Origin of the sequence: Actinoplanes solisilvae (genome assembly GCF_003999975.1) — a bacterium.
Classification (GTDB): Bacteria; Actinomycetota; Actinomycetes; order Mycobacteriales; family Micromonosporaceae; genus Actinoplanes; species Actinoplanes solisilvae.
In genome coordinates this window covers 552,897-568,321 of sequence record NZ_RJAC01000001.1, presented here as the reverse complement: position 1 = coordinate 568,321, position 15,425 = coordinate 552,897, and the positions used below count along the sequence as shown (strand labels likewise).

Here is a 15,425-nt window from a genome sequence, read left to right as displayed (position 1 = left end):
ATGGCTGGTTGCCGGGGGGTCATCCGACCGGAGCGAAGCCGGGCAGCCATTTCTCGAGGATCGCGCGGTAGGGGGCCTCGGCCTCGAGCTGGCAGAGCACACCGATCGAGCCCAGCGTGACCCGGTGGATCAGCAGGTAGGAGGGGGGCAGGTTGAGCTTGCGGCTGAGCTGGTAGGCCGGGGAGCGGGGGCTGCTCAGCCGGGTCGCCTCGCCGCGCAGCCAGGAGCGGGTGAAGCGGAAGTTGTCGACCGCGACCGGTTCGATCATCGGAAGCAGGAAGTCGAGCACGGCCTGCGCGTCGAGCTCGTCGTCGGGCTTGATGAAGCCCTCGTCACGCAGCCCGTCGGCGACCCCCTGGGCGTCGCCGTCGAGCGCCAGGCGCACCAGCCGGCCGATCGGCTCGGGGTGGCCGCCGGGCAGCCGGGCCACCGCGCCGAAGTCGATCACGCCGAGGCGGCCGTCGGGCAGCATGCGGAAATTACCCGGGTGGGGGTCGGCGTGCAGCAGGCCGGCCCGCGCGGGCGCCGAGAAGTGCAGCGTGGCCATCAGGCGGCCGGCCTCGTCGCGTTCCTCGATCGTGCCGTCGCTGATCACCCTGGACAGCGGGGTGCCCTCGACCCACTCGGTGACCAGCACCCGCGGCGCCGACGCGATCACCCGCGGCACGAAGATCTCGGGGTCTTTGGCGAACGCCTCGGCGAAGGCCGTCTGGGCCTCGGCCTCCATCGCGTAGTCGAGCTCTTCGGTGATGCGGGTGCGCAACTCGGCCAGGAGCGGCTTGATGTCCATGCCGGGCTGGATGATCTTGAACATGCCGGCCAGGCGGGAGAGCTGCTTGAGGTCGGACAGCAGCGCGTCGCCGGCCCCGGGGTATTGGACCTTGACGGCGACCTGCACGGTCTTGGGCCGGGCGTTGCGGCGGGCCGGCGGCAACTTCCACACCGCGCGGTGCACCTGGCCGATGCTGGCCGCGGCGGCCGGGCTGTCGTCGAACTCGGTGAACAGGTCGCGCCAGCCGGGGCCGAGCTGCTCGGCGAGAGCCTTGTGCAGGCTGGCCACCGGCATCGGCGGAGCGGCCTCTTGCAGCTTGGTCAGAGCCTGGCGATAGGGGCCGGCCATCTCTTCGGGCAGGGCGGCCTCGAAGACCGACAGTGCCTGACCGAACTTCATGGCGCCGCCCTTGAGCTGGCCCAGGACGCTGAACAGCTGCTCGGCGGTGCGTTGCTGGATGTCGGCCGAGATCACGTCGGTGGCGATGCCGACGGCGCGCTTGCCGAAGCCCAGCGCCGTGCGTCCCGCGAACCCCAGAGGTAGCGCGGCCAGCTTGGCGGTGCGGGCCGCCGCACGGCGCGGTATGTCGCTCACCAGATCATTGTGACCGAAGTAGCGCCATTCAACCGTCCGCCTCGATGGCTTTTGTACCCACTGCAAAGCAAAAGTCCGCCCCGGATTCTTGAACATCACCGGCTCCGGTGTGGGCGACGGGCGCAGGGGCACCCGGGATGAGGCGGCCAGGTGCGGCGGCGGAACCGGGACGGCGAGGTCAGCTCGGTTGAGGCGCCGAGCGTCTCGGGGGTGCCGCCGTCGAGGAACGCCAGAGTCTCTTCGACGGCGTAGGCCGTGGCTGCCAGCAGGGTCGCGACGGTGCAGGGCTCCGGCCCGGTGCGCGGCGGCGGGCCGGGCCAGTCGGCGTCGCGGTCGCGGCGGTGCCTGTCGAGGCAGGCCAGGCACGGGCTGCCGGTGGCGGGAACCAGCGGGCCGATCACCACGGTGCCCTCGCGGATCGTGACGGCCAGGTGCGGCTGGCGGCGCTGGGCGTGGCCGGCGGCCAGCAGGACGACGGGCATGTCGGGGTCGAGTTGGACGACCAGGGTCGCCGGGGAGCGGCCGCCGGCGGTGTCGATCTTCGGTACGACGCGCTCGAGAGCCTCGGCGACCGCCTTGTTGCGGGGTTTGCCGACGTCGGAGCCGCGCAGCGGACCGGCGGCCAGCTCGCCGCGCTGGACGACGCCCGGCAGCTCGGGATGGATGTGCCCGACGCCCGCCTCGGCCAGCGCGACCGCGATCGGGGCACCCAGCCGGCCCCGCCCGCTGATCGTCACCCGGGCGGCGCGGCGACGGCGCAGCCGGGTGGCGGGGGTGCGGGACGGATCGCCGCGCAGTGCCAGCACGGCGGCCTCGCCGGTGAGCCGGTGGCTCGAGGAGAACGAGGGCAGCAACGACGAGGCGGGCAGCGCCAGGCCGGCTGCGCGCAGTGAGTCGAGAACGGCCTGGGTGTCGTCGGGCGGGATGCCCTGTCGGGCGGCGTCGTGCAGCACTCGATGCTCGGGGCGGGTGCCGTCGAGCAGGTCGAGCACGCCGGCCGTGCGGGGGTCGGGGAAGCGGAGCATGACTGACCGCGCGGGATCGGAGCCGAGCTGAAGCTCGCCGCTCTCGCGCCAGACGCGGGGCAGACCGGGGATGAGGGTCGGGCGATTCACGCGTCACAGGATGTCATCGCGAGGATGCGGAGAGGATCGGTTGTCCACAGGCCCGAAGAACCCGTGACACGCGTTGTCCACAGCCTTCAGTGAGTTATCCACAGGCGTGGAGAGTTGTCCACAACCTCACTCAACGTGCCACGCGCGTACGGGATATGCGGTGCGGGTGGAAAGTACCGGGGAGGGCGACGTGCCCTCCCCGGGTGGGTGAACGGCCGGACCGCGGACCGGTGGAGCTGGCCTAGTGGGGCTGGTCCGCGGGGCCGTTCGTGGGTCAGACCTTGGCCTTGCCCAGAATGCGGTTCACCGTCGTCCCGCAGACCGGGCACTTGCCCTTGGCCATGTTCATGCCGGTCTTCGAGACCTCGACAGTGCCCTGGAAGTCGCGCTTCTCCTTGCACTTCACGCAGTAGCCGTTGTACGTGTTGTCGGCCACGGTTCCTCCTCGTCATGTTGTCGGCCGGGTCGGCCCTGTGCCTGCTCGCGGTGGCAGGCCGCGACCTGTGTTCGGCGCTGGACCGCTCCGGGACCACGTGGATGTGGCCACCCTTCGAAGGCGACCACTACCCAGGTCAGACCTGTTCCATGTCAGCGCGGCGTCGGCGGGTGTCACCGACGTCGTGAGTGTGCCCGTCCGAATCGCCCTTTTTGGGATGTTGTGCCGCAACACGCCGTGCGGAGCCTTCAAACGGGCGGAAAGGGGACGTTGGGCGTGATGTTGACAGGATCTCGTCATGAGTTAGGTTGACGAACGGCCATCGATGTTGCAGCCGTGGAAAATTTTTTCGGTATTACACGGAGAAACGGCACATATCCGGCGCGTGTCATCGGGCGTACTCTTGCGGTGACATGGGTCTCACGGATTAGCGTCTCAACGTGAACCCGAACCTGGGCTGCGCGAGCCGGTAATGGCCCGCACGCGCAAGCCTGTCGTGGAAGTGCGGCGCAGCCAGCGTCGTCGTCGCACAGTGTCCGCCTACCGTGACGGTGAGCGCGTGGTCGTGCTCATCCCCGACCGGTTCTCCCGCGCCGAAGAGACCGAGTGGGTCGAGCGGATGCTGGCGCGCCTGGCCGCGCGCGAGGAACGCATCCAGCGCACCGACGACGAGCTGCTGACCCGCGCCCGCCGGCTGACCGTGCGCTACCTCGCCGATCACGCCGACGAGGTCCGGCCGGCCAGTGTGCGCTGGGTGACCAACCAGAACGGCCGCTGGGGCTCCTGCACCCCCGACGACGGCACGATCCGCATCTCCCACCGCATCCAGGAGATGCCGGACTGGGTGATCGACTACGTGCTGCTCCACGAGTTGTCACATCTGGTCGTACCCAGCCACAGCCCCGACTTCTGGGAGCTGGTCAACCGCTACCCCAAGGCGGAACGCGCCCGCGGCTACCTGGAGGGCATCTCCGCCGCCACGGGTCTCGTGCTGGCCGACGACTGACGCCCCGCCCGCCCGGCTAGGGTTGGCGAGTGGTTCGACGGGTGGTTGCGGCGCTGCTGGTGCCGGTGGTGTGGAGTCCGCCCGGGGTCGACCTGGCGGCCTGGCGGGCGGCGCTCGCCGAAGACGTGGTCGACCTGCTGGCGCGGTTGGCGCAGGCTGAGGGCGCTGTCGCGGCGACACCGGAGGATCGCGAGCTGGCCGAGGAGATCGCCTGGCCCGGCATGCGCGTCTACGAGGTGCCCACCGCGACCTACCTGCCCGTCCTGAAGGCGGCCGCCGCCGATGGGTTCGACCAGGCGGCCGTCATCGCCGCCGACGCCGCCGACGTCCCGGGCATGATCCTGGGCAAGCTGCTGGCGCCGCTCGAGTCGAAGGCTGTGGCCGTTTCGTCCGGCGGGCCCGGCAACGGGCTGTTCGGGCTGGCCACGAGCCTGCCCGCTCCGTCCTGGCTCACCGACCACGATCTTGAGACGGCGACGGCGCAGCTTCTTCGCCGCACCGCGCCCAGCCCGGGCGACGTGTCCTCCACGCCCGAATGGCGTCGTTTGCGGGGGGCGGCCGAGCTGGCCAGCCTCGACCCGGCGCTGGAGGGCTGGGAGAACACGCGAGCGTTGCTCGGCGGATAGACGGCCGGCCCCTCCCGTGCGGGAGGAGCCGGCCTCGGGCTTACTTGTCGCTCTCGTCGCCCTTGTCGTCCTCTTTGCCGAGGTTGTCGAGCTCGCTGATGTCCCAATCGGCGCTGCCCTGGGCGAAGACCTGCGGGTTGGCGAAGTCTTCGTCGGTCGGCAGCAGGTCGGGGTGCCCCCACAGGGCGTCGCGGCCCTGAACGCCGCGCTGCTCGAGGACGGCCGACCACAGCGCGCCCGCCTCGCGCAGGCGGCGGGGGCGCAGCTCGAGACCGACGAGCGCGGCGAACGTCTGCTCGGCCGGACCGCCCGCGGCACGACGGCGGCGGAAGGCCTCGCCGAGCTGGACCACCGACGGCAGCCGATCACCGGCGGCGTTGTCGACGACGTGACCGACCCAGCCCTCGATCAGCGCGAGCGCCGTCTCGAGGCGGGCCAGGCTGGCCTTCTGCTGCGGGGTGTCTTCCGGCGTGAAGATGCCCTCGAGCGCCATCGCCTGCATCGACTCAGGGTCGGTCGGGTCGACGCGGCTCATCGCTTCCTCGATGGCCTCGCGGTTCACGGTGATGCCGTTGGCGTACGTCTCGACGGCGTTGAGCACGTGGGCGCGCAGCCACGGCACGTGGCCGAAGAGGCGCTGGTGGGCGGCCTCGCGGAGCGCCACGTAGAGGCGAACCTGGTCTTCCGGGATCTCGAGACCGTCGCCGTACGCCTTGATGTTGGCCGGGACGAGCGCGGCGGTGCCGGTCGGGCCGAGCGGGAGGCCGATGTCGCCGGCCGAGAGCACCTCGGCCGCGAGCTGGCCCAACGCCTGGCCGAGCTGACCGCCGAAGAGCGCGCCGCCGAGGGTCGCGACCATCGACTGCATGGGGCCGAGCTGGGCCTTCGCCTCGTCGGGGACGAGGTCGCCCATCGCGCCGACCATGCGGCCCGCGATCGGGTCGCACAGCTTCTTCCACACGTCGAGGGTGTTGTAGATCCACTCGTTGCGGTTCCAGGCGGCGGCCGTGCGGATGCCACTGGGCAGGGCCGAGGCGGGATCGAGCCACAGGTCGGCGAGCCGCAGCGACTCTTCCACCTGGTGACGCTCGAACATGTTCACCGCGGGGTCACCGGCGGCCGAGAGCTGGCTGGCGGCGACCTGCCGGGCCAGGTCCCAGTTCACGGGGCCGCTGCCGGGGCCGGCGAACATCTGCTGCAGCTGCGCCATGAACTGCTGCATCTGCTGCGGGTCGGAGGGGTCGGGCGGCTGGGCGCCCGGCAGGGAGAAGCCGAACGGGATATCAGGCACGTAGACAACCGTACGCGCGAAACGGCCGCTCCGGACCGAGGGCGGTGTCAGCTCAGAGAGAACTCAGGCAGGGGCGCTAGTCTCACGCGCATGAGACGTCGTGGTGTCACCGTTATCCTCGGCGCCCTGATCACCGCCCTTCTGGCCGTCGGTGTGATGGCCGCACCCCTGCCCTATGTCGTGTTGAAGCCCGGCCCGACGGTGAACACGCTCGGTTCGGACAACGGCACCGAGGTGATCCAGGTCAAGGACGCGAAGACGACGACGTCGACCGGTCAGCTGCGGCTGACCACCGTGAACGTGCAGTCGCAGGTCGAGTTGGTGTGGGCGATCAGTGGCTGGTTCAACTCGTCCGACGCGGTCGTGCCGCGCGAGCTGATCTATCCGCCCGATCGCACCGAGAAGCAGGTCGAACAGCGCAACGCCGAAGAATGGACCGAGTCGCAGAACAGCGCGGTCACGGTCGCCCTGACCAAACTGGGCTATCCGGTGCTCACCGTCGTCAAGGCGGTGACCGCGGGCGGCGCCGTCTCCGGCGTGCTGCAGAAGGGCGACGTGGTCACCGCCCTCGACGGCACGAAGATCACCGGTCCGGCCAAGCTGACCGAGCTGCTCCGGGCCAAGCCCGCCGGCACCACCTTCACCCTTTCCTATACGCGGGCCGGCAAGCCCGCCACCGCCAAGGTCACGACCAAGGCCGGCGAGGACAAGACGCCGCGCCTGGGCATCGAGATCGAGACCAAGCAGAACGCGCCCTTCAAGGTCGAGATCGATCTCGACAAGATCGGCGGACCGAGCGCGGGTCTGATGTTCACCCTCGGAATCATGGACAAGCTCGAGCCGGAGGACCTCACCGGCGGCAAGATCATTGCGGGTACGGGCACGATCGACAACAACGGCAACGTCGGGCCGATCGGTGGCATCCCGCAGAAGCTCGTCGGCGCCAAGAAGGCCGGCGCCCAACTCTTCCTGGTGCCTCAAGGCAACTGTGCCGAAGCGCTGCGTAACTCCGTCGACGGACTCCCGATGGCCGAGGTGGCCACCGTGGACGACGCGTTGACCGCGCTCAAGACCTTCACCGGGGGTGGCACACCCAAGCCGTGCTCGGCTGAGTGACAGATGTCGTACTGTGAGACACCGGCCCGACTGAAATGTGGAGCCTCCGTTGGTTATGCGTAACAGCCCTCTACCGAGGATGAGCCGGCGCGGTCGCGTCACCGTCGGCGTCCTGGTCGGGGTCTTCCTTCTTTTCACTCTGCTCGGGTGGGGCATCGACGCGTACACCGATTACCTCTGGTTCAACGAGGTCGACTTCACCAACGTCTTCTCCGGTGTACTGCTCACCCGTCTTCTTCTGTTCCTCGTCATCGGCCTCGGCGTCGCCCTGATCGTGGCCGGCAACCTCTATCTCGCCTACCGTCTGCGCCCGCTGCTGCGGCCACACTCGGCCGAACAGGCGACGCTCGAGCGCTACCGCATGATCCTCGCGCCGCGGCTGGGCACCTGGATCGCCGTGCTCACCGTGGTCATCGGCTTCTTCGCCGGGCTGTCGGCCCAGGGCCGGTGGAAAGACTGGATGCTGTTCCGCAACGGCGGCAGCTTCGGAGTCCGTGACCCCGAACACAACGTGGACATCGGCTTCTACATCTTCGACTACCCGATCCTGCGTTACGTGCTGGGCGTCGCCTTCACCGCGGTCGTGCTCTCGGTGCTCGGCGCGCTCGCCGTGCACTACATCTTCGGCGGCGTGCGTCTGCAGGGCGTCGGCGACCGCATGACCACCGCCGCTCGGGCCCACCTGACCTCGCTGGTCGCGCTCTTCGTGCTGCTCAAGGCCGTGGCCTACGTGCTCGACCGCCGCGCCCTGCTGCTCGAGCAGCACGTGTCGCCCGGGCTCTACGGCGCCGGCTATACCGACGTCAACGCGTTGCTGCCGGCCAAGGAGATCCTCGCGTACATCTCGATCGTCGTGGCGATCGCGATCATCGTGTTCTCCAACGCGGGCATGCGCAATCTGGTATGGCCCGGTGTCTCGCTGGCCCTGTTGGCGATCTCGGCCGTGGCGATCGGCGGCATCTACCCGCTGGCCGTGCAGAACTTCTCGGTCAAGCCCAGCCTGAGCGAGAAGGAAGCGCCCTACATCCAGCGCTCCATCGACGCGACAAGAGCGGCCTTCGGGCTCGACGGCACCCAGGTGGCCCCCTACCGGGCGACCAACGTCGTGCCTCCGAGCGGGCTGGCCGCCGACACCAGCGCCCAGAACGCGCGCCTGGTCGACCCGCAGCTCGTCTCGCAGGCCTTCACGCAGTCGCAGCAGTCCCGTGGCTTCTACGACTTCGGCAAGAAGCTCGACGTCGACCGCTACACGATCAACCAGAAGACCGCCGACTACGTGGTCGGCGCGCGGGAGATCAACGACGACAAGCTGACGCCGCAGCAGCGCAACTGGCTCAACCGCCACACCGTCTACACCCACGGGTACGGCCTGGTGGCCGCGCCCGCCAACCAAGTGGTCTGCGGCGGCCTGCCCTACTTCGTGTCGGGCTTCCTCGGTGACGACCGCCCGCCGGGCTGTTCCGCGCCGACCGAAGAGATCAAGGTCGACCAGCCGCGCATCTACTTCGGCGAGCAGTCCACCGAGTACGCGATCGTCGGCCAGGAGAGCGACGACCGCAAGGTCGAGTTCGACCGCCCGCAGGAAGAGAACAACAACGCCGAGGAGCTCTACACCTACAGCGGCGAGGGTGGTGTCCAGATCGGGTCGTTCTTCCGGCGGCTCGTCTTCGCGATCAAGAACACCGAGAGCAACTTCCTGCTCTCCGACGCGGTCAACAAAGACTCGCGACTCATGTACGTCCGTGAGCCGCGCGAGCGGGTGGCCAAGGTCGCGCCGTTCCTGACCATCGACGGCGACCCCTACCCGGCGGTCGTCAACGGCCGCATCACGTGGATCCTCGACGGCTACACCACGTCGGCGACCTACCCGTACGCCCAGAAGATCAACCTGGCCACCGAGACGCAGGACGAGCTCACCGGCCAGGGGCAGTTCGCTCTGGCCCGCGACGACGTCAGCTACATGCGCAACTCGGTGAAGGCGACGGTCGACGCGTACGACGGCACCGTCAAGCTCTACGAGTTCGACGAGAACGACCCGGTGCTCAAGGCTTGGAACAAGGCCTTCGGCGGTGACCTGATCATCCCGAAGTCGGAGACCCCGGCCGCGCTCGCCGCGCACTTCCGCTACCCGCAGGACCTGTTCAAGGTCCAGCGGAACCTGCTCACCCGGTTCCACGTGACCGACCCGCAGGCGTTCTTCTCGGGGCAAGACTTCTGGCAGGTCCCGAACGCGCCGGACGCGCCGTCGAGCAACCAGAAGCAGCCGCCGTTCTATCTCAACGTCCAGCTGCCCGAGCAGGAACAGACCAGATTCCAGCTCACGGCCGGTGTGACGCCGGCCAACCGGGAAAACCTGGCCGCGTTGATCTCCGGGTCATACGTGGACAACAAACCGGTGCTGGAGGTCCTCGAACTACCGGACCAGACGGTCATCCCCGGACCCATCCAGGTCCATCAGAAGATGACCAACAACGCGGGGGTGAGACAGCAGCTCACCCTGCTCTCCAACAACACGCAGTCGCAGGTCCTCTACGGCAACCTGATCTCCCTGCCGGTCGAGGGTGGCGTGCTCTACGTCGAACCGGTCTACGTGAAGACCGGCAACCAGGAGAACGCGGCGCCGCTGCTGCAGAAGGTCCTGATGTCCTACGGCGACGGCGGCACGTACGTGGTGCTGGCCGACAACCTGAAGCAGGGCCTCGAACAGTTGGTCCAGCAGGGCAAGGCCGCCCAGACCGGCACCAACAACCCGGGCAGCAACAGCGGCACCAACAACCCGGGCAACAACAACGCGCCACCACCGGCCCTGACGGGTGAGCTGGCCCAGGCGGCGACGGCGCTGGACACGGCGATCGCCAACGTCAAGGCGGCGCAGCAGTCCGGTGACTTCGCCAAGTACGGCGAGGCGCTCAAGGCCCTGGAAACGGCCATGGACAACTTCCAGAACGCCCAGAACGCGGCGGGGGGAGCCGCGCCCACACCGGGCGCCTCGGCAACACCCTCCGCCCCGGCCAACCCGTCGCCGACACCGAGCGGCTGAGCGAACGGGGTCCGGTGACTCGCGTGTCACCGGACCCCGTTTTGCAGCTAGCAGGCGGTCTGCGCTAGTCTTTACAAGGCGACGCGGGGTGGAGCAGCTCGGTAGCTCGCTGGGCTCATAACCCAGAGGTCGCAGGTTCAAATCCTGTCCCCGCTACAATGTGATGTCTCAGGACATCGGCATAGCTCGAACCTACGTTTTGTAGGTTCGGGCTATTTTGCTTTTGGGGTGGGTCCGGGTGGTCGGCCGGTGGGCTGGTAGTCGCGGCGGGGGTCGATGGTGAGTTCGCGGAGGAGTTCGCCGGTGGCGGCGTTGATGACGCGGACGTTGAGGTCTTGGACGAGTAGCAGGACGTAGGTTCCGGCGTAGGTTCGGCCGATGCCGAGGTGGCGGAGCCGGCCGGCGACGCGCAGGGTGACGGTGCCGGTTTTGCTGATGGTGTCGTGGCGGACCCGGTCGTGGGTGTCGCTGCTGCGGTCGGTGCCGGGGACAGCTTTCGGGCGGGCGTGGTAGGTGGTGGCGGGGGTGGCCCGGTGCGGTAGTGATCGGTGGGGCCGGCGGTGGTTGTACTCGTCGGTGAAGGCGTCGATCAGGGCTTGCAGCTGGGTGATGGTGGCTGGTTGCTGGGGTTGGGCGCGGAGCCATTTTTTCATCGTTTGCTGGAAGCGTTCGACTTTGCCGCAGGTGGTGGGGTGGTTCGGGCGGGAGTTCTTTTGCACGATGCCCAGCCGGCGCAGTTCGGTCTCGAGTGCGGTCCTTCCGCCGCGGCGGCTGGCGTAGCGCACGGTGTAGACCATGCCGTTGTCGGTGAGTGTGGATGCGGGATGTCCGTGCTGGTCAGCGGCCTTCTTGAAGGTGGCGAGCACGATCGGTGCGGTGATTCGTGGGTGGGCGCTGACGTGCAGGGCGTAGCGGGAGTGGTCGTCGAGCCAGGTGATGATCTCGGTGTCCGGGCCTGGCCGGTGGTCGGGTCGGGTGAGCCGGTAGTGGGTGAAGTCGGATTGCCAGGTCTCGTTGGGCTGCTCGGCTTCGAAGCGGAGGTAGGAGCTTTTCGGTCGCTTGGCGGGTTCGGGGGTGACCTGGCCGGCGCGGGTCAGGATCCGGTTGATCGTGGCCCGGGACACGGTGGTGTTGTGGTGGTGGTGCAGGTGCCAGGCGATGGTGTCGGCGCCGGCGTCCAGGCCCGTCTCGCTGAGCTGTTTGCGTAAGGCCAGGACGAGCTCGACCGTCGCGGCGGGGGTGGCGGCGGGGCGGGTCTTCGGGGCGCGGGAACGGGGCTCGAACGCCGCCTCGCCTTCGGCGTGGTAGCGGGTCATGAGCCGGCTGATCCAGCCCTGGGAGACGCCGTAGGTGCGGGCGGTCTCAGCCTGTGACGCGCCGGCCAGGACAGCGGTGATGACGAGTCGACGTGTGGACACGCCGCACCCTGCCGCAGCGACCCAGCACGGCTACGACGCCATGCCGATGTCCTGAGACATACCTATTCCGATGACGCGAGACCCCTATTCCGATGTCCTGAGCCAGGACACTGTCCCCGCTACAAAGTAAGTGCATGTCAAAGGCTCGTCACCCGAATGGGTGGCGAGCCTTTGTGTATTCCGTGGTCGCTTGACGGTCGGCTCGCTCCGAGCGAGCTCCGATCAGGTGCTGCTGGACGCGGCCATGCAGACCAGCAACGGCGAGGACAGCGGCTGGTCGGGTTCAGGCACCCACGCCCGCGCTGTGCGCTGCCTGTTCGGCGACCTGCGCCGCGCTGCGGCCCTGCTGCGCCCTGCGGGGGACGCGAAGCTTGAGCGTCACCGTTTCACTCAGGCTTGACCGTCACCGTTTCGCTCAGCGCGGGGGCGTCACCGTTTCGCTCAGCGCGGGAGCGTCACCGTTTCGCTCAGCGCGGGAGCGCACGACAGCAAACCCCGGCCACCGACCCGAGATCGAGATAGCCGAAGTGGCGGGAGTCCAGGCTCTCCGGGTTGTCGCCCAGCACGACCAGGCGGCCGGGCGGCACCGCCGGCTCGATCCGGCCGGTCGCGGCCCGGAAAGCGGCTGGGAGCGGGTCACCGGGCAGCGCCGCCACCCGCTTGATCAGCCAGCGCGGACGACCGGCCGAGCCGTCGCCGCGGAACATCTCGGGCGGCTCGAACGCCACGCAGTCCGCCACCGCGACCCGGCCGGTCCGCCGGAACAGCAGGCGGTCCCCGTCGGCGAAGGTGGGCGTCATGCTGGTGCCGACCACCCGGACCAGGAACCATCTCACCGAGGGGCCGCCTCGACGTCGTAGCCGCTGGCCTGCAGGCGGAACAGCGCCGCGTAGCGCCCGTCGGCCGCCATCAGTTCCTCGTGGCTGCCCTCCTCGGTGATCCGGCCGTTGTCCAGCACCACAATGCGGTCGGCGCCGCGCAGGGTGGAGAGCCGATGCGAGATCAGCAGGCAGGTACGCCCGTGCCGGTGGTCCCGCAGCGTCGCGTGGATCTCGTGTTCGGCGAGCGGATCCAGTCCCGCGCTCGGCTCGTCGAGGATCAACAGATCGGCTTCGGTACGCATCAACGACCGGGCCAAGGCGATCCGCTGCCACTGGCCGCCGGACGGGTTGACCCCGTGCTCTTCCTCGTCCTCGTCGAAGAACACCCGGCTCAGCATCGTGTCGTAGCCCTGTGGCAGCCCGGTCAGGTAGTCGTCGATGCCGGCCAGCGCGGCGGTCCGGCGTACCTCGGACAGCTCGCCCGCCCGCGGCAGGTCGCCGATCCCGACGCTCTCCCGCGCCGTCAGGTCGAACTCCATGAAATCCTGATAAGTCACGCCGTAGCGGCTTCGGAGCTCGGCCGAGTCGAGATCGCGCAGGTCGGCCCCGTCCCACCGGATGCTGCCCCTGGACGGGTCATAGAACCGGCAGAGCAGCTTGACCAGCGTGCTCTTGCCGGCCCCGTTGAGCCCGACCAGCCCGACCGTCTCGCCGCGGCGGATGGTGAACGAGGCGCCGCGCAGGATCCAGGGGCCGCGCGGGTAGCGGAACCAGACGTCGCGCAGCTCGATTCCGTCCCGCAGCGCCGGCACCCCGGCCCGCCCGGCCGGCAGGTCCTCGGTCCGGCGTTCGACGGTCAGGAAGCTCTCGAACAGCCCGAGCGAGAATCGGACCCGCCCGAACGCGTCGATCACCCCGGACAGGCCGAGTTGCAGACCGGCCACCGCCGCCCCGAGAAAGGCCACATCACCGATCGTGGACTGGCCGAGTAGCACCCGGTGCGCGACCACGAGCGTGCCGGCCGCCGCGATCACCCCGCCGACCAGCGCGAACACCGACTGGTTGAGGGCGGCCCGACGGGTGACGCTCAGTTCGGCGGCGTTGCCCCGGCGCAGCGCCCGCATCATCCGGCCGTGGAAGAACGCCCCCAGGCCATAGAGCCGGATCTCCTTGGCCGCCTGGGCGCTCAGCATGACCAGCTGATACATCGAGCGGCGGCGCATGCTCGACGCGATCGTGGCGGACGATGCGATATAGAGGCGGGCCAGGTAGGACTGGGCCGCGACCGCCCCGACCGCGCTGATCACGATCAGCACCACGAGCGGGGGCCAGAGGGCGAACACGACCCCGACATAGGCGGCCGCGGTGATCATCCCCCGGACGGTGTCGGTGACGAACGAGGCGACCGCGGCCGGCGCCTCGGTGGCTCCGTCCTGGGCCATCCGGAGCTGGTCCTGATAGCCCGGATCCTCGAACTGGTGCACCCCGACCAGCCGGTTGACCCGGTCGAACAGCCGGGCGTGGAGCAGCGCGGTGGTCCTCAGCTTGAGGAAGTGGGCAAGCACGTCGACCAGCTGACTGCCGGCCGCGGCGAGCGCGACGATGCCGGCCCCGGCGACCGCGTAGAACGTCACCCGGTGCGGGTCGGCGGCGTGGCCCCGGGTCAGCTCGTCGAGCAGCAGCTTGCCGAGCCAGGCGGCCGCCGCCGGAGCCACTCCGAGACCCAGCGTGAGCAGCATGAGCGCCACGCTGCCCAGGCGGGACGCCCGGAACTGGACCGCCGCCGCCTCCCGGGCCGCGTGCCGCAGACTCATCGCACGGCGCCGGCGCGGGACGCCGGGAACGTCCGGAGGATCGCGTCGGCCTTGACGTGGGACGCGACCACGACACCTCGCTCGAGCCGCATGAAGGTCGGGAACGCGGTGATCTCCCCGAAGGCGGCCAGCTCCGGGCCGTCGTCGGCGGTCACCACGACCGAGGCGTACGGGCGTAGCCGCTCGACCATCGACGCCGGGTCGTCGCCCTCGCCCGCGGTCACGATCAGCAGCGCCCGCTCGGGCAGTCGGTCGGCCCGCTCGGACAGCCCGTCGGCGAACGCCTCGCAGGCCGGGCAGCCGACCGAGACCACCCCGACGAAGTCCTCGTCGTGGGCCAGGTCGGTGGTGCCGAGCACGATCCCGTCGCTGGTCACGGCCGAGAAGCCGGTGACCGCGGTGCCGGGGCGGGGCAGGTCGTCGGCGTACTGTTCGCGGCCCGAGGACTCCTCGACCGCCCGCAACCGACGGATGACCGCGAAACAGATCAGCAGGTTGAACACGGTCAGCACGGCCAGTGCGACGACCGCGGCGGTGAGGGTCAGCATCTCGGTTCCCCTAACGGAAGACGTACGCGATGTCCTTGACGTGGAGCAGCGCGAGGGTGGCGGTCGCGGCGATCACCGCGGTGAGAGCGGCCGCGGCCAGGGGTGCCGCGACGGGAGCGAGCGCCAGGGCCGGCAACCCGAGCAGGGCCAGCACGGTCAACAGCAGATTGCGTACGACCTGGGACCGCCCCCACTCGTCGGATCCGCCGAAGCACCGGCATGTGGCGTGCCCGCCCCGCCGCTCGACGCTCGCCATCGCGGCGGTGAAGACGACCAGCGTGACCGCGGCCAGGACCAGTCCGGCCGGGACGGTCGTACGCCACACCAGCAGGGCCACGATGGACAGTTCGACCGCGATCGTGGCCACCCCGGCGGCCGGGCGCAGGCGGGCCGGCAGGCGCTCGAACATGCGCAGCGAATCGGTGAACGCCTGGAACGCCGAACGGTCGCGGGCTTTGCCGACCGCGGCGGCCAGGAACGTGACGCCGAGGGTGACCCGGCAGACGATTTCCAGATAACTCATGACGCCTCCCGGGCGTCGGGGCGGCTCGCGCGGGAGCCGCCCCGACGGGTCATTACTGTTGGCAGCCGAACTGGGTCGCGCGGCAGACGCCGTTGCAGTCGTACAGCTTCTGCCGCCCGCCCGAGCAGCCGCAGCCTTTCCCGTAGTTCGCCGTGCAGGCCCCGGCCTCGCGCTCGGCCAGCAGCAGGCCGAGCATCCGGTCGCCGAACTTGTTCATCAGCTTCGACACCCTGTGCACTCCCTTCTCGTCCTCCCGGCCGAGTGCCGGGCGACGAGAAGGACGATGCCGAGCCGCGCTGCGAAGC

Annotated in this window: 15 protein-coding genes and 1 tRNA gene; 6 read left to right on the top strand and 10 right to left on the bottom strand. The window is 69.5% G+C overall.

Features of this window, described 5'->3' with window-relative positions:
* Positions 1-19 precede the first annotated feature (19 nt).
* From EER30_RS02660 to EER30_RS46880, 3 genes are all read right to left on the bottom strand, one after another.
* Complete coding sequence (locus tag EER30_RS02660) at positions 20-1,366, bottom strand: ABC1 kinase family protein (protein WP_127497870.1); 1,347 nt, start codon at positions 1,364-1,366, stop codon at positions 20-22.
* A gap of 95 nt (positions 1,367-1,461) precedes the next feature.
* Entirely contained in the window at positions 1,462-2,481 is a 1,020-nt protein-coding gene (locus tag EER30_RS02655) for a ThiF family adenylyltransferase (protein WP_240669717.1), read from the bottom strand.
* Positions 2,482-2,755: 274 nt separating this feature from the next.
* Positions 2,756-2,917 (bottom strand): DUF5679 domain-containing protein, encoded by a 162-nt coding sequence (locus tag EER30_RS46880; RefSeq protein ID WP_164842208.1) that lies wholly within the window; start codon positions 2,915-2,917, stop codon positions 2,756-2,758.
* A 472-nt stretch (positions 2,918-3,389) separates the two neighbouring features.
* Between EER30_RS46880 and EER30_RS02650 the strand changes: the two genes are divergently transcribed.
* Together EER30_RS02650 and EER30_RS02645 are read left to right on the top strand one after the other, a co-directional pair.
* Positions 3,390-3,923 carry a M48 metallopeptidase family protein gene (locus EER30_RS02650; protein WP_127497868.1) on the top strand — a complete coding sequence of 178 codons (534 nt, stop codon included), beginning with the start codon at positions 3,390-3,392 and terminating at the stop codon, positions 3,921-3,923.
* A 29-nt stretch (positions 3,924-3,952) separates the two neighbouring features.
* Positions 3,953-4,549 carry a hypothetical protein gene (locus EER30_RS02645; RefSeq protein ID WP_127497866.1) on the top strand — a complete coding sequence of 199 codons (597 nt, stop codon included), beginning with the start codon at positions 3,953-3,955 and terminating at the stop codon, positions 4,547-4,549.
* 40 nt (positions 4,550-4,589) lie between these two features.
* Here EER30_RS02645 and EER30_RS02640 read toward each other — a convergent pair whose 3' ends face one another.
* Positions 4,590-5,840, bottom strand: a complete 1,251-nt coding sequence (locus EER30_RS02640; RefSeq protein ID WP_127497864.1) for a zinc-dependent metalloprotease — start codon at positions 5,838-5,840, stop codon at positions 4,590-4,592.
* A gap of 90 nt (positions 5,841-5,930) precedes the next feature.
* Between EER30_RS02640 and EER30_RS02635 the strand changes: the two genes are divergently transcribed.
* The 3 genes from EER30_RS02635 (at position 5,931) to EER30_RS02625 (ending at position 10,152) form a co-directional block, all read left to right on the top strand.
* Positions 5,931-6,956: a YlbL family protein gene (locus EER30_RS02635; RefSeq protein ID WP_127497862.1), complete on the top strand. Its 1,026-nt coding sequence runs from the start codon at positions 5,931-5,933 to the stop codon at positions 6,954-6,956.
* 79 nt (positions 6,957-7,035) lie between these two features.
* Positions 7,036-9,996, top strand: a complete 2,961-nt coding sequence (locus EER30_RS02630) for a UPF0182 family membrane protein (protein ID WP_127497860.1) — start codon at positions 7,036-7,038, stop codon at positions 9,994-9,996.
* Between the two features lie 82 nt (positions 9,997-10,078).
* Positions 10,079-10,152, top strand: a tRNA-Met gene (locus EER30_RS02625).
* A 56-nt stretch (positions 10,153-10,208) separates the two neighbouring features.
* Here the strand turns inward: EER30_RS02625 and EER30_RS02620 are convergent.
* The gene (locus EER30_RS02620; protein ID WP_127497858.1) at positions 10,209-11,414 is read right to left on the bottom strand and encodes an integrase core domain-containing protein; all 1,206 of its coding nucleotides are present in this window, start codon (positions 11,412-11,414) and stop codon (positions 10,209-10,211) included.
* A 190-nt stretch (positions 11,415-11,604) separates the two neighbouring features.
* Here EER30_RS02620 and EER30_RS02615 point away from each other — a divergent pair, with 190 nt between their 5' ends.
* Complete coding sequence (locus tag EER30_RS02615) at positions 11,605-11,814, top strand: hypothetical protein (protein ID WP_127497856.1); 210 nt, start codon at positions 11,605-11,607, stop codon at positions 11,812-11,814.
* Positions 11,815-11,881: 67 nt separating this feature from the next.
* Here the strand turns inward: EER30_RS02615 and EER30_RS02610 are convergent, their stop codons facing one another.
* The 5 genes from EER30_RS02610 to EER30_RS46875 are packed head-to-tail and all read right to left on the bottom strand — an operon-like array spanning position 11,882 to position 15,349.
* The gene (locus tag EER30_RS02610) at positions 11,882-12,250 is read right to left on the bottom strand and encodes a S26 family signal peptidase (protein ID WP_240669716.1); all 369 of its coding nucleotides are present in this window, start codon (positions 12,248-12,250) and stop codon (positions 11,882-11,884) included.
* Positions 12,247-14,049 (bottom strand): ABC transporter ATP-binding protein, encoded by a 1,803-nt coding sequence (locus tag EER30_RS02605; protein WP_127497854.1) that lies wholly within the window; start codon positions 14,047-14,049, stop codon positions 12,247-12,249. Before EER30_RS02605 ends, EER30_RS02610 begins: the two co-directional genes overlap by 4 nt.
* Positions 14,046-14,597: a hypothetical protein gene (locus EER30_RS02600; protein WP_127497852.1), complete on the bottom strand. Its 552-nt coding sequence runs from the start codon at positions 14,595-14,597 to the stop codon at positions 14,046-14,048. The genes EER30_RS02605 and EER30_RS02600 overlap by 4 nt, the downstream gene beginning before the upstream one ends.
* Positions 14,598-14,607: 10 nt before the next feature.
* Positions 14,608-15,120 (bottom strand): MauE/DoxX family redox-associated membrane protein, encoded by a 513-nt coding sequence (locus tag EER30_RS02595; RefSeq protein ID WP_127497850.1) that lies wholly within the window; start codon positions 15,118-15,120, stop codon positions 14,608-14,610.
* A 52-nt stretch (positions 15,121-15,172) separates the two neighbouring features.
* On the bottom strand, positions 15,173-15,349 hold the full coding sequence (locus EER30_RS46875) for a hypothetical protein (RefSeq protein WP_164842207.1): 177 nt from the start codon (positions 15,347-15,349) through the stop codon (positions 15,173-15,175).
* Between the last annotated feature and the right edge of the window lie 76 nt (positions 15,350-15,425).